The organism is Marinomonas maritima (assembly GCF_024435075.2).
Lineage (GTDB): Bacteria > Pseudomonadota > Gammaproteobacteria > Pseudomonadales > Marinomonadaceae > Marinomonas > Marinomonas maritima.
This window is the reverse complement of record NZ_JAMZEG020000002.1, coordinates 844675-864824: the sequence shown is the minus strand read 5'-3', so window position 1 is coordinate 864824 and position 20150 is coordinate 844675. Positions and strand designations below refer to the sequence as shown.

The following is a 20150-nucleotide window of genomic DNA, read 5'->3' as shown; positions in this document are numbered from 1 at the left end:
TTAGGGCTCCATGTATTTTGTTTATCAATTCAAAGAAGCAGAAGACCCTAAGGGGTTAACCGAAGCCTTATGGCACCATAAGGTAGCTCATCAGATTATTTCTGAACAAGGCCATAATGAGTTGTGGGTGTTGGACCCAAGCCAGCGTCCGACGGTTGATCAGCTTATGGCCATTTGGAAGGATGACCCATCTTTGTTAGAACAAACTCGTCCTGTGCTGACATCTAGCCCGGTTTCGAAAAGCCGTATCTTTACTCAACTTGCGTTAGCGCCTGTCACAGCAGGGCTGTTGATCGCCACTTTGCTTATTGCTGTGGTCACCAAACTTGGCTCAGATTTCACTATGGTTGGCTACTTGTCTATTACGCCATTCGATATAAAGAATGGTCATATTTATTTTTATACTCTATCTGAAGTTTTTTCTAAAGGTGAATACTGGCGTCTTTTTACACCTACGCTGCTGCACTTTAGTGTGCTTCATATTGTTTTTAACACCTTATGGATTTGGGACATTGGTAGAAGAATAGAGCGTCAACTAGGCTCTATTATTTGGAGTGTTGGTGTCTTAATTATTGCGGTCATGAGCAACGTTTTACAGTACGAAATAAGTGGTTATCCTCTTTTTGGAGGCTTATCTGGCGTGGTCTATGGTGTCATTGGTTTTGCTTGGTTATTGCCACTTTTAAATAAACGTTGGCCTATTATCATTAGTAAGCAATTAATGATCTTTTTTATTGTTTGGTTGGCCGTAGGTTATACCCCTTTTCCCGAAATGTTAGGGCTAGGAAGTATCGCTAACACGGCTCATAGCATTGGCTTATTAACCGGTCTAGTGCTGGGTGTTGTCTATTGGATCGCAACCAAACATCGCCAATACTAATTAAACAGCAGTCTGTTTGAACGTAAAGAGAAAATAAATGAACTTTAAAGAAATGATCGACAACATGTCACCAGAAGTGTACGTGAAATTAAAGCAGGCGGTTGAACTCGGGAAATGGCCTAATGGCGCGCGTTTAACGCCAGATCAAACAGATCTGTGTCTACAAGCCATTATTACCTACGATTACAGCAATAAAGAGGAAAAAGATCGAGTAGGCTACATTGAGACTAAAGGCCACAAAGGCAGTAATGCTAAAAAGCTAAACGACGAGCACGACACCATTAAGTGGGTAGGTGATGGTCCTGAGGGGCAGGCTTGATGTTGCAAGGTAACCTTAAAAAGATGTCGACGGAAGTGCGTGACGGTCAAGTTTACTATTATCTAGATTTGGGCGGTGAACGCGTTACAGTTAACGAACTTCTCTCCAAAAAAATATCGTTACATATTGATGGCACCATTCATTGTACCCATTGTGGGAAGATCACTAAAAAATCCTTCAGTCAGGGCTTTTGCTTTAACTGTTTTAGAAAATTAGCGGCTTGTGATGTTTGTATCATGAGCCCAGAAAAATGCCATTTCCATTTAGGGACCTGCCGTGAACCTGAATGGGCAGAGCAATACTGCATGCAAAGTCATTATGTTTATTTGGCCAATTCTTCAGCCTTAAAAGTTGGTATTACTCGCGGCGATCAATTGCCAACCAGATGGATAGATCAAGGAGCCACGCAAGCACGAGCCTTATTTCGAGTTCAAAATCGAAGAATGTCTGGTTTGGTTGAAACCTTATTCAAATCGGAAGTGGCTGACAAAACAAATTGGCGTAATATGCTCAAGGGCATTTCTCTCGAAATGAATCTTGAGTTTGAACAGGAGCGTTTAATTGGTCAGTTATATGAAGGTCTTGATTCCCTTCAGCGTGAGTTCGGGCTGCAATCCATTACCGACTTATCGGACGAAAATGAAACCCACGAATTTATTTACCCCGTTTTAGAATACCCCACCAAAGTCACCAGTATTAACGCAGAAAAAACGCCACGTATTGAAGGCACTTTGATGGGAATAAAAGGCCAATATTGGATACTCGATACCGGCGTGATCAATATTCGTAAGTACACAGGCTATCAAGCGACATTGACATTTTAGGAGAGACCACATGAAAGAGAGTCAACCTTCAGCGATTTTTTTAAAAGACTATAAAGTTCCTCCTTTTCTCATTGATAAAACCGAACTGACATTTGATTTAGATGAAGCGACGACAATCGTGACGTCACGGTTGCACATGCGACGTAATCCTACGTTTGGAAAATCGACAGCACCACTCGTTCTAGACGGTGGTGAAGACGTGAGGTTGATCGGTGTTGCCATGGACGATTATTCATTGCCACCTGAAGAATACAGAATCAGCGAAGGCAAACTGATTATTACGGCCACCGCAGATAAGTTTGTCTTAACCTGTGAGACCTTACTTGAACCACAAAATAATACCCGTCTTGAAGGGTTATACCGCTCATCTTCTATGTTTTGTACTCAATGTGAAGCGGAAGGTTTTCGTCACATTACTTACTACTTAGATCGTCCAGATGTGATGTCTGTATTCACGACCACCATTATTGCAGACGAATCACGTTATCCTGTTTTATTATCTAACGGCAATGAAGTTGAGCGTAGAAAGACAGACGACGGAAAAACGCTTGTTGTATGGCATGACCCTTTCCCTAAACCCGCTTATCTTTTTGCTTTAGTCGCTGGTGATCTTGCAGTAAAAAACGATGTATTTACAACACAAAGTAAACGTGAGGTAAAACTACAAATTTTCACTGAGACCCATAATATCGACAAAGTGGATTACGCTATGGAAGCGCTTAAGCGTTCTATGCGTTGGGATGAAGAGGCCTATGGACGTGAGTACGATTTAGATATTTTTATGATCGTTGCGGTCGATGATTTCAATATGGGTGCGATGGAGAACAAAGGGTTAAACATATTTAACTCTTCTTGTTTGTTAGCGAGCCCAGAAACAACAACAGACGATAGTTACCTTCGTGTAGAAGCGATTGTCGCTCATGAATATTTCCATAACTGGTCTGGTAATCGTGTTACTTGCCGAGATTGGTTTCAGTTAAGTTTGAAAGAAGGTTTTACCGTTTTCCGTGATCAAACTTTCTCAGCCGATATGCATTCAGAAACCGTCAAAAGGGTGGAAGATGTTTCCTTCCTTAAAACCGCGCAGTTTGCTGAAGATGCAGGCCCTATGGCGCATCCGGTACGCCCAGCTTCGTTTATCGAAATTTCAAATTTTTATACGCTAACGGTGTATGAAAAGGGCGCTGAAATAGTACGTATGATCCATACTTTGTTAGGAAAAGAAAAATTCCGCGCTGGATCTGACCTGTACTTTAACCGTCATGATGGGCAAGCCGTGACCTGCGATGACTTTGTTGCCGCGATGCAAGATGCTTCTGGTGTTGACCTTACTCAATTCAAGCGCTGGTATTCTCAAGCGGGTACACCGATTGTGACGGTGACGGATACGTTTGATGCAGAAACTGGCACTTATCGTTTGACAATGAAGCAAGATACACCAGCAACGCCGGGCCAACCAACCAAGCTACCATTGCATATTCCTATACGTGTTGGTTTATTAGATGAGTTAGGGAGCGCGTTATCAGCAACAGTCGATAATGTGAATTCTGAAGATCATGTTTTACATTTAATTTCTAACGAACAAGTGTTTGAATTTACCGGACTGAAAGCGCGTCCTGTACCGTCTTTATTACGAGGTTTTTCAGCTCCCGTCAAACTTCGATATGACTATACTCCAGCAAACTTATTGCTATTGATGTCGGCTGATTCTGATGGTTTCAATCGTTGGAGTGCAGCGCAACAATTGGCCGTTAATGAGTTAAATACGCTGATCAAGCAAGCGATTGACGGTGAAACTTTATCGGTGAATTCTCAGCTAGCGCATGGATTTAAAGCATTATTAAGTGATGTAAGTTTAGATCCTGCGATGGTGGCGTTAGTGCTGGCTTTGCCAAGCCAAGCGTATCTTTCAGAATTGGCAAATCCTATTTATCCTGCGGCAATTAAACAAGCGCGCCAATATTTAAAAGCTCAGCTAGCAAATACGTTGGCCGAAGACTTTGAGCGCGTTTATCGAGAGCACAGTATTTTAGGTGAGTACCAGGCGACAGCGGAAGACATCGCACATCGATCGCTGAAAAACACGGCCTTATCTTACTGGGTTGAAACAAAAGATGAGACTGCTCATCGAATTGTTTTAGAGCAATTTCAGTCGGCTAATAACATGACCGATCAGTTTTCCGCGCTGTCCATCGCCGTGAATTCACAGCATGAAAAGGCGGCCGAGTTATTAGCTGCTTTTTATGAGCAATGGAAAGATGAGCCTTTAGTTGTCAATAAATGGTTAATGCTGACCGCGAGTCAAGAACACGATGCAGCGCTGACAACAGTGAAAGGGCTAATGGAGCATCCTGCTTTTGATTTAAAAAACCCTAATAAAGTACGCTCTGTATTAGGCGGGTTTGGTCAAAGCATGTCTGGCTTCCATAAAGAGGATGGAAGTGGTTATCGCTTTTTGGCCGATCAAATTATTTTATTAAATAAGAGAAATCCGCAAATTGCATCCAGACTTTGCACACCTCTAACGCGATGGAAAAAACTACAGCCGGAATTAAGTGTAAAAATGAAAACGGAACTGGAGCGTATTCTGTCGGAAGAATTATCTAAAGATGTTTATGAGGTCGTCTCTAAAAGTCTTGCTTAAATAATCCCGTACTTAATACGCCTAAGGCCCTCTAAGAACTTTTCCTAGAGGGCTTTTTTTGTGATTCTATAATAATCGTTCGTGAGAAGATCTTGACTGGTTCTTTGCATTCCATACTCAAATCTGGCATAAGAGAGATAACCTATTGTCGACCTTGAGTTTATTAAGGAGCGAAAAATGAAAGTCCGTTCGAAGATTTTAATTCCTATTACTTTGGGCCTAATGATGTCTGCTTGCAGCACATCCTCCAGCCAACAGACATCGTCTGTGATTGTGCCAGAAGTTAGTAATACCGATACATCACCTCAAAGCCCTGTTGTTAGTGCCAGTAATAGCGAGTTAGATAAGGAATTGGCCTCAAAGAAAGTGCTTATAGAGTCTCTCCAGCGGCAACTTTCTGACAATGAAAGACAGCTCTCGTTACTTAATTTGTCTCTTAATGAGAAGGACAGGGCGATAGCTGATTTACAAAAATCTTCGTCCAACGCTGAATCGTTAGCCGCATTAGAAGAGCAGAAAAAATCGCGAGAAACGCTAGAATCACGTTATGCGGCATTAAAACTGGATAATGATTTACTGACTCGTCGTATTAACCAACTCGAAAATGAAAACACCTCATTAAAACAGCAGGTTTCTAGTTTAGAATCTATGCCTACATCACAAGATGGCTTCAAACAAAGTTACCTTACTCTATTGAGTGAGAATACCGAGTTACAGAATAAATACGCCAATTTAGAAGCCGATAATAAAGCGAATCAAAAACAACTCTCCATGCTAAAAAAAGAAAACTTGATATTAGGTGGCGCATTATCTGATGCAAGAGCTCAACACCAAGTTTTGTGGGATGAAATTCGCTCCTTACGTGATAATTCAAATCAAACAAATACATCACCCGAACCTTTGGATTCAAGCTCACTATCCGATCCCCGTCCCGTTTTTGATTACACTCGTGAAAATACGCAAATTCGAATGGACTTAGCAAACCTACAGAAGCAGGTTGCAGAGCAAAAAACAATCATTGAAGAATATCAAAGTGATGTTTTAAAACTAGAGTCGGCGCTTGATGAAGGTGCTGACTATGAAGCCCGCTGGAAAGAGCTTGACGATAAACTGGCTCAAGCTCAGCAAGACAATGCGGCATTATCGTCTCAACTTAACGCCGCTGGAGCAGAGCTTGCGGCGAGCCAAGCTGAACTGAGTGCACTGTCTGCTCGGCTGGGCAGCACGAAACAGATGTTAGAATCGAAAGAAAACAACGACATTTCGTTAGCGGCCGCGATCGCGTCTTTCCAGTTGCAGTTGAGCTCAACACTTCAGAATGTGACGTGGCAGCTTCCTAATGAAATGGCACTGCATAATAATTTTGAAATTTTAGTGTCGGCTGACGTTCAGCCCTCCCTCTCAGGTCAAACGTATCAAGCTGAACTAGTAACAGACAGTGATATCAATATTATTAGTGATCGGCTTGCAACGGCAGTGGTTCAAGATGGACGTTTGCAGTGGCGTTGGCGGGTATCGGGTTTAAATGAAAAGCCTGTAGCGCAACTCAGCTTATTTGTCAGTCAGCAAATTAATTTCGAAGACCAATCTATCCAAAGACAGGTTTACCGTGGAAATGAAACCTTATCCTTGATCAATACCAACTTGTTTGAAAAATATGGTTATTGGGTTGGCGCAATTTTACTGGGCTTGTTGGGTGGTTTTCTTATCGGTCGTCTTAATAAGTCGAAAAATACGCTGTAACGCTATAAATACTTAGACTCTATGAATAAGCGAATAAGTGCGGAACTGTTGGTTCCGCACTGCCTTTCCCTCGAATCATTCAACTCCTCATTACTATTTTTCAACGTCAAAACAATCGCTTTTCGGTATAGTACCCCTGCATATTCTTTTTTGAGGTGGTGAGAGTGGTAAAGTCCGATTCGTATTCTATTATTGAGAAACGATTAGCTGAAAATGTATTGATCCTTGATGGCGCCATGGGCACCATGATCCAAGCGTATAAATTAGAAGAGCAGGATTACCGTGGCGATCGTTTTGATGATTGGAGCAGTGACGTAAAAGGCAATAATGACCTATTGTCCCTGACTCAACCTAAAATCATTAAAGACATTTATTCTGCTTATCTTGCCGCTGGCGCGGACATTATTGAAACCAACACCTTTAACGCCAACTATATTTCCATGCTGGATTACGGTATGGAATCGCTTAGCTACGAGCTTAATTTTGAATCGGCTCGTTTGGCACGTGAAGCCGCAGATGAGTTCACTCGCAAGGATCCAAACAAACCTCGTTTTGTAGCGGGGGCTGTTGGGCCAACCAGCCGTACTTGCACTATTTCACCGGATGTAAATGATCCAGGCTTTCGTAATGTACATTTCGATGAGCTGGTTGAGGCATATACAACAGCGGTCGATGGATTGATCAAGGGTGGTGTTGATCTTATTCTGATTGAAACTATATTTGATACCTTGAACGCCAAAGCCGCGATTTATGCTGTATTGGACTATTTCGAAAAAAATGGTGTGCGTTATCCCATCATGATTTCTGGCACCATTACCGATGCCTCAGGCCGAACGCTTTCAGGGCAAACGACTGAAGCGTTTTGGAATTCTATTTCGCATGCTAAACCTATTTCTGTCGGTTTGAACTGCGCACTAGGACCAAAAGAGTTACGCCAATATATAGAAGAGCTGTCTCGCATTGCTGACACCCATGTGTCAGCTCACCCCAATGCTGGCTTGCCAAATGCTTTTGGTGAATACGACGAATCACCTGATGAGATGCTTGAAGAAATTCAAGGTTGGATAGACGCCGGTTTCTTAAACATTATTGGCGGTTGTTGTGGTACGGCACCAAGTCATATCGAAACGTTTGCAACCGCTTTTGCAGATGCCATACCACGTGTTATTCCCACTATTGAAAAAGCGTGTCGACTGTCTGGTTTAGAACCTTTTAACATCGATGGCAGTAATTTGTTTGTAAACGTTGGTGAACGAACCAATGTGACGGGTTCTGCCATGTTTAAACGTCTTATTAAAGAGGGCGATTTTGACACGGCATTGAGCGTAGCTCGTCAGCAAGTTGAAAACGGTGCACAGATCATCGACATCAACATGGATGAAGGCATGTTGGACTCTCAGGCGGCTATGGAGCGCTTCCTAAAGCTGATCGCGTCGGAGCCTGATATCTCTCGCGTACCAATCATGTTGGACTCGTCAAAGTGGGAAATTCTGGAAGCGGGATTAAAGTGGGTTCAAGGTAAAGGCGTTGTGAACTCCATCAGCATGAAGGAAGGCGAAGAAAACTTTAAAGAACAAGCTCGTAAGCTAATGAAATACGGTGCGGCGGTTATCGTCATGGCGTTTGATAGTGATGGTCAGGCAGATACGCGTGCTCGTAAAATAGATATTTGTCGTCGCTCCTATCATATTTTGGTAGACGAAGTTGGTTTTCCACCAGAAGACATTATTTTTGACCCAAATATTTTTGCGATTGCCACAGGCATTGAAGAGCACAATCGCTATGCATTAGATTTTATCGAGGCTACCGGCGACATTACTCGGGAATTGCCTTACGCCAAAGTGTCTGGTGGCGTGTCGAATGTGTCTTTTTCATTTCGTGGAAACAATCCTGTACGTGAAGCCATTCACACCGTGTTTCTTTATCATGCCATCCAGCAAGGTATGACAATGGGCATAGTGAATGCAGGCCAATTGGCCTTGTATGAAGACATTCCAATTAAACTTAGAAATGCCGTTGAAGACGCTGTACTTAACCGCACACCAGACGCTACCGACAACTTACTTGCTATAGCGGGAGAGTTCGCAGGAACAGGTGAAGTAGCAGAAAAAGAAACACAAGAATGGCGTAGCTTGCCGGTCTCAGAGCGCTTAAGTCATGCTCTTGTAAAGGGTATTACCGACTTTATTGATGAAGATACAGAAGAGGCTCGTCTAGCCTTTGATCGACCTTTGGAAGTCATCGAAGGGCCTTTAATGGACGGTATGAGTGTTGTTGGTGATTTGTTTGGCGCAGGTAAAATGTTCTTACCTCAAGTCGTAAAATCTGCTCGCGTAATGAAAAAAGCAGTGGCATTTTTGATGCCGTATATCGAAGAAGAAAAAGCACGCAACATGGACACAGGGTCATCGAGCAATGGCAAAATAGTCATGGCAACGGTGAAAGGCGATGTTCACGACATCGGTAAAAACATTGTTGGGGTTGTGTTGCAGTGTAATAACTTTGAAGTCATCGACTTGGGCGTTATGGTACCGGCTGAGAAAATTTTGCGTACAGCAAAAGAAGTAGGCGCGGACATGATCGGGTTGTCTGGCCTGATTACGCCTTCTCTTGATGAGATGGTTCATGTGGCTAAAGAAATGGAGCGTCAAGGTTTTGAATTGCCCGTTATGATAGGCGGTGCAACCACGTCGAAAGCACATACCGCTGTCAAAATTGAACAAAATTACAAACGTAATCAAGTCGTTCATGTGACCAATGCATCTCGTAGTGTTGGTGTGGCAAGTGCGCTACTAAGCAAAGACAAGGAACGTCGTCAGAAATTTGTAGATGAGATAAAAGCAGATTATGAAAAAACGCGTATCCGTTATAAAGATCGAGTCAAGGCTGGCCGTCGCGTTTCTTTAAGTAAGGCGCGTTTAAACAAAGCGCCAATCGAGTTTTCTAAGGCTGTTGTGACACCTAAAAAAGTCGGATTGACTGTGCTCACTGAAAAAGATATCGATTTCGATGTTGTCAAAAAATACATTGATTGGACGCCGTTTTTCCAAACATGGGAGTTGGCCGGAGCTTACCCTCGCATTCTTACTGACGAAGTTGTTGGGGTTGAAGCCACCCGTGTTTTTGCCGATGCACTGGAAATGCTTGATGAAGTAATTGCAACAAAATGTTTGCAAGCACGAGCGGTTGTGGGTGTGTTTCCTGCACACCAAGTGAACGACGATGACATCGAGATTTATGCGGATGAGTCTCGTACTGACGTTATTGAAAAACTATCATTCCTACGCATCCAAAATGAACTCACGGCACCAGGGAAATATAATCATAGCTTGGCTGACTTCGTCGCACCAAAAGACAGTGGCATTCCGGATTATATGGGAGCATTCGCTTGTGCAGCTGGCTTTGGCATTGACCCTCTTGTTGCGAAATATGAAGCGGATTATGACGATTATAACGCCATCATGATTAAAGCGGTGGCAGATCGTTTGGCTGAAGCAACCGCGGAGTATTTACATGAAAAGGTCCGTAAAGAAATTTGGGGGTATGCTGCGACAGAAGACCTGACTAATGAGCAGTTAATCAAAGAAAAATACCAAGGAATTCGTCCTGCTCCTGGCTATCCTGCTTGTCCGGATCACACCGAAAAAGCAAAATTGTGGACGCTTTTAGATGTTAAGAACAACATTGATATGAACATTACTGAAAGCTTTGCCATGCTACCCACTGCAGCCGTTAGTGGCTGGTACTTTGCTCACCCTGATGCAACGTATTTTGGTGTTGGTAAAATTGGTCCTGATCAAGTAGACAGTTATGCTGAGCGTAAAGGAATGAGCAAAGATGATGTGGAGCGCTGGTTGGCACCAAATCTTGGTTACGATCCAGAAGACGACAGAGTCTGATTTTTTAAACCAGTCCGTACGTATCTTATACGGACTGGTTACTCTTGCCTCGAAGGGGACTCGTACTATTCATTAAGGAAATTTTCATGGCAAAAACCATCAAAGACCCAGATCAGCATAAACAGCGTATGCAAGCTATCAAGTTGCATGTCGATAAACGCATTGCAAAAGCACAAGAAGATAAAGGTACATTTGTGCTTCTGACGGGAAATGGCAAAGGGAAATCGAGCTCCGCATTGGGTATGGTGGCACGAGCTTTGGGTCATGGGATGAAGGTCGGTGTAGTGCAATTCTTAAAAGGTGAATGGAATACAGGGGAGATCGATTTTTTCAAACAACAAGAAAATGTCCAGTGGGAAATTATGCCGGCTGGATTTACTTGGGAAACGCAGAATCGTGAATCAGATATTATTTCTTCAATGCAGGCATGGAAAAAAGCAGAGATTATGCTTGCAGATCCAAGCATTGACCTAGTTGTTCTTGATGAATTAACCTATTTGCTGCATTACGAATATTTGAATGAAGATGATGTACTTAAGGCTTTAATGCAGCGTCCTGATAATCAACATCTTGTTGTGACTGGTCGAGGGGCATCTGATCCACTGATTGAATTGGCAGATACAGTGAGTGAAATCAAAGAAATTAAGCATGCTTTTAAACGAGGCATTAAGGCTCAGAAAGGGTTAGAGTTCTAATTCTTTAGCGTTATATCATTTATGTTGTTGGTTTTTATAAATAAATACGATATAAAACATTGTTCTTATTTTTAATCTAATAGAGGTTTTTATGGCTACCATTGAACGCATGGAAGTAGGGCAGCGTATGAGTCGTATCGTTAAACATAACGAAACGATTTACCTTTGTGGTCAAGTTGGCGCAGATGCCAATGCTGGCATTACAGAACAAACTCAAACAATGCTGGATAAAGTAGATACTTTGTTAGATCAAGCTGCATCAGATAAAGCCAATATCCTGTCTGCAACTATCTACATTCGTGACATGAAAGACTTTGCTGCAATGAATGCTGTTTGGGATGCTTGGATCCCTGAAGGTTGTGCACCAGCTCGCGCTTGCTTGTATTGAAGCGAAAATGGCAAGACCAGAGTTATTGGTCGAAATCTCGGTTGTCGCAGCGCCAAAGTAATACACTGCCAAGTAAGTTGGCACTTTCTTGTCAACTTACTCTTCTCTCACCATACTAGTCTTCTTTAACCACTACATCATTTTCAACCAATGAATTACTTAATACCCGAATTGTTCTGGCCATATCTCTCGATAAATTCATTAGTAATATGCCAAAATCAAAAGGGTATTTGTCATGAAAGTCACTGAATAATTGACTTGAAATTTCAAGTAGCAAGCAGTCTTCTAAGGCGTATAGGTTACCAACGCGCTCATGCAGGGCTATCATGGAGACAAAGCCAATAGCTTCCCCAAACTGAATGGTACGGGTGCGTGTCTTTTTCTCGCCGTGTTGTTTATAAAAGTCCAGCGTTCCATAAAGTACAGTATGGAAACTCGTACCTTTACTGCCGTAGGCAAATATTTCATCCCCTTTACTGGCTTGATGTAACACGCCATATTCCAATAAAAACGTGATGGAAGAATCTGACAAGGCGCCAAAAATAGAGCCTTCTTTCAAATGTGAAGAAGATATGTCGTACTGTGTGTTTTTTGCTAAGACGGTTTTCATTTTCGTCTCCGTCGCTGTGGGTCTCTTATATGTCATCGGCTATAAACCACATTTCTAAATAGCCAAGCTTCTTATATTAGTTTTAGTCCCGTTTTAATAAGAGTAGTAGCAGCGTTTTGTATTCTCTGGTAACGCTTATGAACCACTATGTAACAGTAAGTTCACATTTTTTTATGTAATAAGTACTTTCCCCACTAAAGAGTCGAAACAATCTGTGCGATAATACGTAACATCATCTTTGCTCTGAGGGTTTAACCCACTAGTAAGAGCATAACAACTTACCTCATGATAAACGGAAGAATACTTTGTTAACGACGGCCAACATCACCATGCAATTTGGTGCAAAACCTCTTTTTGAAAATGTCTCTGTTAAGTTTGGAGAAGGCAAGCGCTATGGTCTTATTGGCGCAAATGGGTGTGGTAAATCTACCTTTATGAAAATCCTAGGCGGCGACTTAGAGCCAAGCTCTGGGAATGTTTCTAAAGATCCAAACGAGCGCCTTGGTAAATTGAAACAAGACCAATTCGCTTACGAAGAGTATTCCGTTATTGATACAGTCATCATGGGGCATACTGAACTTTGGGCGATTAAAGCTGAAAAAGATGCAATTTACGCTAATCCAGAAATGACCGAAGCTGACGGTCTGCGCGCCGGTGATCTGGAAGCAGAGTTTGCAGAAATGGATGGCTACACAGCTGACGCTCGTGCGGGCGAACTTTTGCTCGGTGTCGGAATTGCAACAGAACAACATTACGGATTAATGAGCGAAGTAGCGCCAGGTTTGAAATTGCGAGTTTTGCTTGCGCAGGCGCTGTTTTCAGACCCAGAAATATTACTTCTCGATGAGCCTACCAACAACTTGGATATCAATACTATTCGTTGGTTAGAAGGCGTATTAGTCGACCGTAATTGCACTATGATCATCATTTCCCATGACCGTCACTTCCTTAATTCGGTGTGTACTAACATGGCGGATTTGGATTACGGTGAATTACGTTTATTCTCTGGGAATTATGATGAGTACATGACGGCGTCAACTCAAGCTCGCGAGCGCTTATTGTCTGATAACGCTAAGAAAAAAGCACAAATTAACGAACTTAAATCGTTTGTAAGCCGATTTTCTGCTAACGCATCAAAATCTAAACAAGCCACATCTCGTGCCAAACAAATTGATAAAATCCAGCTTGAAGATGTAAAACCGTCTAGCCGTCAAAACCCATTCATTCGCTTCGAGCAAGAGAAAAAATTGCACCGTATGGCGGTTCAAATTGAAAATGTTGCAAAATCCTATGATGAGCCGTTATTTAGCGGCCTAAATATGATGGTGGAAGTAGGTGAGCGTATTGCGGTTATCGGTCCAAACGGTATTGGTAAAACCACACTGCTTAAATGTTTAGTAGGGGATACTGAGTTAACCAAAGGTACTGTAAAGTGGTCTGAAAATGCCAACCTAGGCTACTATGCTCAAGACCATCACCTTGATTTTGAAGACGATGTTGATCTGATCGAATGGATGGCTCAATGGGGCCAAGAGGGCGACGACGAACAAATTATTCGTGGTACCTTGGGTCGCTTACTATTCTCTCAAAATGATATCAAAAAGTCGGTTAAAGTACTGTCTGGTGGTGAGCAAGGCCGCATGTTGTTTGGCAAGATAATGCTTCAAAAACCAAACGTTTTGCTGATGGATGAACCAACAAACCACATGGACATGGAATCAATAGAGTCTTTAAACTTAGCGCTTGATAACTATCCGGGAACATTGATTTTCGTCAGCCATGACCGTGAATTTGTTTCTTCTTTGGCAACTCGCATTGTTGAAGTAACAAGTGAAGGCATTGTTGATTTTCACGGAACATACGACGAATATCTGGCTAAGCAAGAATCTTAAGCCAACGCCTTTGTTCTGTTATAAAAAAGGAAGACTTATTAGTCTTCCTTTTTTTGTGTTCGTAAACAATGGTTATTTTTTTCGTCTATCGAGATAACCATCAGGTTTTTGGTATTCAAGTACCTCAACTTTGTCATCAAGGTGTATTCTTCCGGTGTTCAACGCAATCATATTAATGCCAAAAGTAATGCCTTTATTGTCTAGAAGGCGAAATTTACCTAAGGTTTTTAAGGGTTCACCCTTTGGAAGGCGCTCAGCTGTCGTTGGGTTTAATGTCGTAAAAATGCAGCGAATGCAAGGCTTCACGTTCTCGAATTCTACCTCACCAATTTTGATTCGCTTCCAACTGTCTTCTTCGAATGGCTTATTTCCTTTAACAACAAGATTAGGGCGAAACTGCGCCATTTCAATGTGTTCAGGGCAGGTTCGATTTAACTCGAGTAAAGAGGCTTGTGTGGTCAGCAAGAATGGGTAGCCATCGGCAAAGGCAACAGGCATCTCTGGTCTACGGTTGGTATAGCGTTCTGATTTATCACCAAAATAGATTAATTTAACGGTTTCTCCCAATATTTTACTAAACCAGGCATCCGCCTCTTCCAAAACACGCTGTCCGTTTACTGTATTCTCCCAAACAACAACCTCTTCATATTTGTCTGAGAACGTAGCAGGATCCAAAATAAGGTTACTTGACATGCCTGAGTGAGAAAGTTGCCATACACCACTTTCAGCGGCCTCAGCCACAACCAATATTAATGTAGGGTGTGTTCGAGCCGTTAGGCATTCGCCGTCAGACTTTACTAACATATACCGTCGATCACCCCAAAGACCTACTTTGTCAACTTGGCTAACTTCTAATGATATACCTTTAATAGATTTTATAGGGTAGATCACAAGCTCACTAAGGGAGTACGACATGAAAAAATCCTCTTTAATATGAGGTTTCATTATTGCTCAGTAAGACATACATTCCAATAAAAAAGCCTCAGAATATTATATCCGAGGCTTTCTGATTTTTATTTAAAACGCGAAGAAACTACAAGTAATAGGAGGCCAAAGGCGGGAAGCCGTTAAACTCTACCGCGCTGTATGTTGTCGTGTAAGCGCCAGTAGATAACCAGTACATACGATCACCAATAGCCAAGTTTAATGGCAAACCATATTTATAGTTTTCATACATAATGTCGGCACTATCACACGTTGGGCCAGCAATAATTACCTCTTCTAACTCGCCGCCTTTGTCGACATGGATCGGGTATTTGATTGACTCGTCTAATGTTTCAATTAGGCCAGAGAATTTACCAACATCCGTGTAAACCCAACGGTTTAAAGCGGTATGAGATTTACGTGAAATCAACACAACTTCACTGACCAGAACCCCGGCATTAGAAATCAAAGAGCGACCTGGCTCAAGAATGACACGAGGTAGATCTGTACCAAAGTCCTCTTCTAAAAAGCGTGTGATTTCTTCAGCGTACGTAGAAAGTTCATTCGTACGTGTAATGTAGTTAGCAGGGAAGCCACCGCCCATGTTGATCATTTGAAGCGTAATATCGTCTTCTTCTTTAAGGCGTTCAAAAATCACTTTGACACTGGCGATTGCAGCATCCCATGCTCCGATATCACGCTGTTGCGAACCCACGTGAAACGAAATTCCATAAGGAATAAGACCAAGCTCTTTTGCTAATACAAGCAAATCCATCGCCATGTCTGGACGGCAGCCGAATTTACGAGAAAGAGGCCAATCTGCCGTAACCGTTCCTTCCGTCAGAATGCGTACATAAACTCGTGAACCTGGCGCTGCTTTCGCAATGTTGCGTAAATCTGCTTCAGAATCAGTCGCGAACATACGGACGCCTTTTTCATAGAAATAACGAACATCTTTTGCTTTTTTAATCGTGTTGCCATAACTCACACGATCAGGAGAAACGTCGCCAATGGCAAGCAATTTATCCAATTCGTAACGTGACGCCACATCAAAATTTGAACCACGATCACGAAGGAGCGTTAGTATTTCTGGTGCCGGGTTGGCTTTAATTGCATAGAATATATCAGCAACAGGAAAGCCTTTTGTTAACTCAGTATAGGCTTCGTCGATGATATCGGTATCGATAACAACAAAAGGGGTTTCTTTGTCTTCTGCAAAGGCTTTGAAACGAGCGAAACGCTCTGGTGTGTAGAAAGAATTAACGTCAATAGACATAAGCTAAGAGCTCCTTAAAGGTACAAACATAAACCGATTATAAGTAAACGCCTTTACCTTCTCCCGTCCTACTTGTGGCTGTTACTTATCCGGCCTTAATGGCCTTAAGCGACTAGCGCAGCAGTTGAAGCGGTGCGGATTATGTTCAGCAATGACGCGGGCGCAATTTAAAACCAAGAGAGCGCTGCGTCAAGTGTTTTTTTAAAGTTTAATGAAAAAAAAAGAGACTGCAAAAAGTCTCTTTTTGAAATCCTTTTTTTACACTATTTATTTGTTATTCGTGTCTGAATAAAATGTAATCCACTGCCTAACATTAGGGCTGACACAAAATAAAAGCCTTCGCTTGGATTGTTAATCAACGCGGTAAGGCCAGGACCTGGACAGTAACCACTTAATCCCCAACCTATCCCAAATAACACGGAACCTACAACCAATTTTGAATCGATATGGCGCAAGTTAGGAACTTGCCAGTATCCGCCCAGCAGCGGTTTTAAGCGTTTGTTTTTTATAGTGTAGCCAATCATACCAACGACAATAGCACTTGCCATTACAATAAGAAGAGAAGGATTCCAATCACCAAAAACATCTAGAAAGCCGATAACAACAGCGGGATTTGTCATTTCGGAGAATGCTAAACCTAATCCAAATAGTAAGCCGGAAACGAGCGTGACAATAGCATACATAATCATTCTCCTAATATAAGACAGAAACAGTAATGATGGCAGTCAACATGAAGATGAGAGTTGCCGTAATAGAGCGCGGAGATAATCGAGAAATACCACAGACACCATGACCACTGGTACATCCACCGCCAAGCCTCGTGCCATATCCAACTAGCAAACCAGAAATAATCAACAGTAGTGGGCTTCTGCTTTCAGGAAAAGCGACGGTTTGCTCTGTCAATATGCCATAGACGCTGCCGCCAATAATGAGACCGGCAATAAATAGAAAAGGTAAGAATCGCTCTTTATTGAAGAGAAGTTGTGACAAAATACCACTGATGCCAATAACTTTTCCTAGGCAAAGAAGATAGAGTGTTGCCGTTGCACCTATTAATAGGCCGCCGACGAGGGGATTAAAGATAGTGTCCATGGTGAAGTTCCTTTTAATAATATTAGATCATTCTAATTTATATTAATAAGCATTGTCTAATGTAATTTCCAAAAACAAACTTGTAGCGTTATCAATTCATCAGTGTAGAGGGGATTAATGAAGTGTAATAACATTAATGTTACGCCTGCTTGCACAGTCTTTACTGAATGAAAGGCTGATAACCCATCGTTCACAAGGTATTCTTTCTACTGCGCAATGGAGATTTAAATGAATGATTTATGGCTAGGCGCCTCAGCATGTGACGCTCAATATGTTTTTCTCCTGCCAAATAAGCCTATTTTACCTGATGATGTGGACCATTTTTTTTTGGCCAAGCCAGACAGTGCGGTGCTGATTGAACTTAATGGAAATCGCTGGCGTAAAATATTGACGATAATCGCAAAACTCATAGTGCAAAATTATCCGGCTTGGCGAGAGTGTCGTGATGTGAATGTATTCAATCAAGTTGGAATAGCATTCTCAATAGATCAACTGAATGACTACAAAGGTGTTCTGTTTGTGGTTGGAAATACGTTTCGAGATCAGCTTCCTGTATCAAAATCAGCGCAGGAAGTAGGTGTAAAACATCTTGCTTATGTGTCATATCCGTATATATGGTGTCCGTATTTAGATTATCGTCAATTCCCTAATATTTTAATAGAAACTCTTCGTGAGTATATTTTGGAGAAAAAATGCTTAACGCTTTAAAAAGCCTATTCACTATCCCAGTAGAGCAGGGTGAAGAAATATCCTACCAAAAAGCGGTTGCGGCTCTGCTTATGGAAGTTATGCTGGCAGACCATGAAGTAGATGAAAAAGAAGAGGGAGAAGTTAAGTTATTCCTTCGAGAGATCAGCGATTTAGGCGACGATATAGACGCTCTTTACGCCGAGGCACGATTCGGTGTGGACCAAGCGAATGATCTATATCAATTTACTAAAGTCATTAATGATGTTGCCACCTTAGAGCAGAAAACATTGCTGTTAAAGGGTCTATGGCGTGTAGCATTGGCAGACGGTAGTATTGATGCGCATGAAGATCATCGTATAAGAAGAATCAGTGAATTGTTGCTTATGCCACATTCCGAATTTATCCAAGCAAAACTCTTTGTGCAGAATGATCTAAACACTCAATAGTGAATTAAAGTTATTTTTAAATAAAAAACGCGGCAAAAGCCGCGTTTTTTATGACTGGTCTGACTCTATTGTCTAATTTTATAGAAAATAGACTTAGCCTGCGAAGTTTGCTGCCGCGAACTCCCAGTTAGCTAGCGCCCAGAAACCTTTAAGGTAATCAGGACGAACATTGCGGTAATCAATGTAGTAAGCGTGTTCCCAAAGATCCACTGTAATAACGGCAGTTTGGCCATTTGTCATTGGCGTCCCAGCATTACTTGTGTTTACGATCTCTACTGAACCGTCTGGGTTCTTAACTAACCAAGTCCAGCTAGAGCCGAAGTTGTTAACCGCTTTATCATTAAATGCGGTTTGGAATTCTGCGAAAGAGCCCCATTTTGCATTAATGGCGTCTGCTAGCGCGCCAGTTGGTTCGCCGCCGCCATTAGGGCTTAAGCTATTCCAAAAGAACGTATGGTTCCAGATTTGAGCTGCGTTATTGAAAACAGGGCCAGCAGGAGCAGATGTAATGATCTCTTCAAGCGTTTTATTTTCGTATTCAGATCCAGGAACCAAGCCATTTAATTTAACAATGTACGTGTTGTGGTGCTTGCCATGATGATATTCAAGCGTTTCAACAGACATGTGAGGCTCTAGTGCGTCTTTAGCATAAGGAAGAGCGGGTAATTCAAAAGACATTTCAATTCTCCTTGCTTTTAATTAACGAAAAATGCTTGTTATCAAGCAGTTAATGGTGGTTATATAGTAGCACTGAACAACGTAAGATAATATTCTTTAGGATTGTTCTAGAACGATTTTCCATAACTTTTGTTAATAGCGACTATATAAGATTTCCATGCGAAGAGACGATGATGTTGAGATCCCAAGCCTGACTCTGGATCAAGATGAAGTCAGCGATAGAAGGCCTAATGCAGCAATACCAAAAGGTCGACCAAACCCTTCACCAGCAAGACCTGCTCATGCACCGAGCGTTGTCCATAAAAGAACAAACTTAGCTGGTATCTATGTTTTGCTTTTATTAATACTGTCGGCATCCGCTGGAGCTGGCTATTGGCTATGGCAACAAAACATGCAGCTTCGTAACGAACTTTACGGAGCAAAAAGTGAGATTCAAAATTTAGACCATCAATTGCTTGCTGCTGATGTGTCTGCCAATGAACAAGGTGTGACTTTAGAAGAAACGCTTAAAAATCACGAAAGCGAGATCCGCAAACTTTGGGGCGTTGCCTACGATACAAACAAAAAATCCATTGCTAGCAACAATACCTCTATAGATGAGTTGGAAAAAAAGCTTTCTTCAATGCGCAATACCATGTCCACTCAATCTAAACGCATAGCCATTCAAGCTGAAACCTTTAATGAGATTGAAGCGGGCTATAATAAGCTTGTTCCTGCGGTTGCATTGATCGATGAAACGGTAAAGGCGATTAGTACTAAGCAAGAAAGCCATACAAAGCAACTGCAATCGTCTGAGAAGTTGTTAGCCGTTCAAAAAGGCCAAAATGAAGCACAGACCTTGAGCCTAGAGCAGATTTCACAGGACTTATCGGCACTTCAGGAAAAGATAAAGGCACTTGAAAAGCAAACGGTAGACACAAATTCTTCTGATGTATCTACTATCCAACAAACATTAGCAAAACATCAAGACGCTATTAATTCTAGTGATGAATTTAGAATGCAAGTAAACGGTGAAATAATTCGCCTACGTAAGCAAATAAATCAACTAATGTTAGAGCAACAATTTAACTCGCAATAACGATGTTGTAACTAAAAAAAGGCCGATTGATTCGGTCTTTTTTATATCTAATAAAGAATAGCGCTTATCCTG

Annotated in this window: 17 protein-coding genes and 1 pseudogene; 12 read left to right on the top strand and 6 right to left on the bottom strand. The window is 41.9% G+C overall.

Going from position 1 to position 20150, the window contains the following annotated elements:
* The first annotated feature begins 10 nt into the window (after positions 1–10).
* From M3I01_RS10105 to M3I01_RS10070, 8 genes and pseudogenes are all read left to right on the top strand, one after another.
* A complete protein-coding gene (locus tag M3I01_RS10105; protein WP_255895737.1) occupies positions 11–880 on the top strand; it encodes a rhomboid family intramembrane serine protease in 870 nt (289 codons plus the stop codon).
* Between the two features lie 37 nt (positions 881–917).
* Positions 918–1199, top strand: a complete 282-nt coding sequence (locus M3I01_RS10100; RefSeq protein WP_255895732.1) for a YeaC family protein — start codon at positions 918–920, stop codon at positions 1197–1199.
* Positions 1199–2023 (top strand): DUF2797 domain-containing protein, encoded by an 825-nt coding sequence (locus tag M3I01_RS10095; RefSeq protein ID WP_255895731.1) that lies wholly within the window; start codon positions 1199–1201, stop codon positions 2021–2023. The genes M3I01_RS10100 and M3I01_RS10095 overlap by 1 nt, the downstream gene beginning before the upstream one ends.
* Before the next feature lie 10 nt (positions 2024–2033).
* Positions 2034–4667: an aminopeptidase N gene (pepN, locus tag M3I01_RS10090; RefSeq protein ID WP_275565062.1), complete on the top strand. Its 2634-nt coding sequence runs from the start codon at positions 2034–2036 to the stop codon at positions 4665–4667.
* A gap of 177 nt (positions 4668–4844) precedes the next feature.
* A complete protein-coding gene (locus M3I01_RS10085) occupies positions 4845–6410 on the top strand; it encodes a coiled-coil domain-containing protein (RefSeq protein WP_255895729.1) in 1566 nt (521 codons plus the stop codon).
* A 164-nt stretch (positions 6411–6574) separates the two neighbouring features.
* Positions 6575–10309 (top strand): methionine synthase, encoded by a 3735-nt coding sequence (metH, locus tag M3I01_RS10080; RefSeq protein ID WP_255895728.1) that lies wholly within the window; start codon positions 6575–6577, stop codon positions 10307–10309.
* 86 nt (positions 10310–10395) lie between these two features.
* Positions 10396–11004: a cob(I)yrinic acid a,c-diamide adenosyltransferase gene (cobO, locus tag M3I01_RS10075; RefSeq protein WP_255895727.1), complete on the top strand. Its 609-nt coding sequence runs from the start codon at positions 10396–10398 to the stop codon at positions 11002–11004.
* Positions 11005–11095: 91 nt separating this feature from the next.
* Positions 11096–11453: pseudogene (locus M3I01_RS10070) on the top strand (RidA family protein).
* Positions 11454–11507: 54 nt separating this feature from the next.
* On the opposite strand, the gene M3I01_RS10065 reads toward M3I01_RS10070, so the two are convergent.
* On the bottom strand, positions 11508–12002 hold the full coding sequence (locus M3I01_RS10065; RefSeq protein ID WP_255895726.1) for a cyclic nucleotide-binding domain-containing protein: 495 nt from the start codon (positions 12000–12002) through the stop codon (positions 11508–11510).
* A gap of 305 nt (positions 12003–12307) precedes the next feature.
* On the opposite strand from M3I01_RS10065, the gene M3I01_RS10060 reads away from it, so the two are divergent.
* Positions 12308–13894 carry an ABC-F family ATPase gene (locus M3I01_RS10060; protein ID WP_275565061.1) on the top strand — a complete coding sequence of 529 codons (1587 nt, stop codon included), beginning with the start codon at positions 12308–12310 and terminating at the stop codon, positions 13892–13894.
* Between the two features lie 72 nt (positions 13895–13966).
* Here M3I01_RS10060 and M3I01_RS10055 read toward each other — a convergent pair whose 3' ends face one another.
* The 4 genes from M3I01_RS10055 to M3I01_RS10040 form a co-directional block, all read right to left on the bottom strand.
* A complete protein-coding gene (locus M3I01_RS10055) occupies positions 13967–14809 on the bottom strand; it encodes an MOSC domain-containing protein (protein WP_255895725.1) in 843 nt (280 codons plus the stop codon).
* A gap of 118 nt (positions 14810–14927) precedes the next feature.
* The gene (locus tag M3I01_RS10050) at positions 14928–16094 is read right to left on the bottom strand and encodes a type III PLP-dependent enzyme (protein WP_275565060.1); all 1167 of its coding nucleotides are present in this window, start codon (positions 16092–16094) and stop codon (positions 14928–14930) included.
* A gap of 263 nt (positions 16095–16357) precedes the next feature.
* Positions 16358–16777, bottom strand: a complete 420-nt coding sequence (locus M3I01_RS10045) for a DUF6691 family protein (protein WP_255895722.1) — start codon at positions 16775–16777, stop codon at positions 16358–16360.
* A gap of 10 nt (positions 16778–16787) precedes the next feature.
* Entirely contained in the window at positions 16788–17186 is a 399-nt protein-coding gene (locus tag M3I01_RS10040) for a YeeE/YedE family protein (protein ID WP_255895721.1), read from the bottom strand.
* A gap of 228 nt (positions 17187–17414) precedes the next feature.
* Between M3I01_RS10040 and M3I01_RS10035 the strand changes: the two genes are divergently transcribed.
* Together M3I01_RS10035 and M3I01_RS10030 are read left to right on the top strand one after the other, a co-directional pair.
* Entirely contained in the window at positions 17415–17894 is a 480-nt protein-coding gene (locus tag M3I01_RS10035) for a DUF6942 family protein (RefSeq protein WP_275565059.1), read from the top strand.
* Entirely contained in the window at positions 17879–18322 is a 444-nt protein-coding gene (locus tag M3I01_RS10030) for a tellurite resistance TerB family protein (RefSeq protein WP_255895718.1), read from the top strand. Before M3I01_RS10035 ends, M3I01_RS10030 begins: the two co-directional genes overlap by 16 nt.
* A gap of 93 nt (positions 18323–18415) precedes the next feature.
* Here M3I01_RS10030 and M3I01_RS10025 read toward each other — a convergent pair whose 3' ends face one another.
* Entirely contained in the window at positions 18416–19000 is a 585-nt protein-coding gene (locus M3I01_RS10025; protein WP_255895716.1) for a superoxide dismutase, read from the bottom strand.
* A 157-nt stretch (positions 19001–19157) separates the two neighbouring features.
* Here M3I01_RS10025 and M3I01_RS10020 point away from each other — a divergent pair, with 157 nt between their 5' ends.
* Positions 19158–20078: a hypothetical protein gene (locus M3I01_RS10020; RefSeq protein WP_255895714.1), complete on the top strand. Its 921-nt coding sequence runs from the start codon at positions 19158–19160 to the stop codon at positions 20076–20078.
* The last annotated feature ends 72 nt before the right edge of the window (positions 20079–20150 follow it).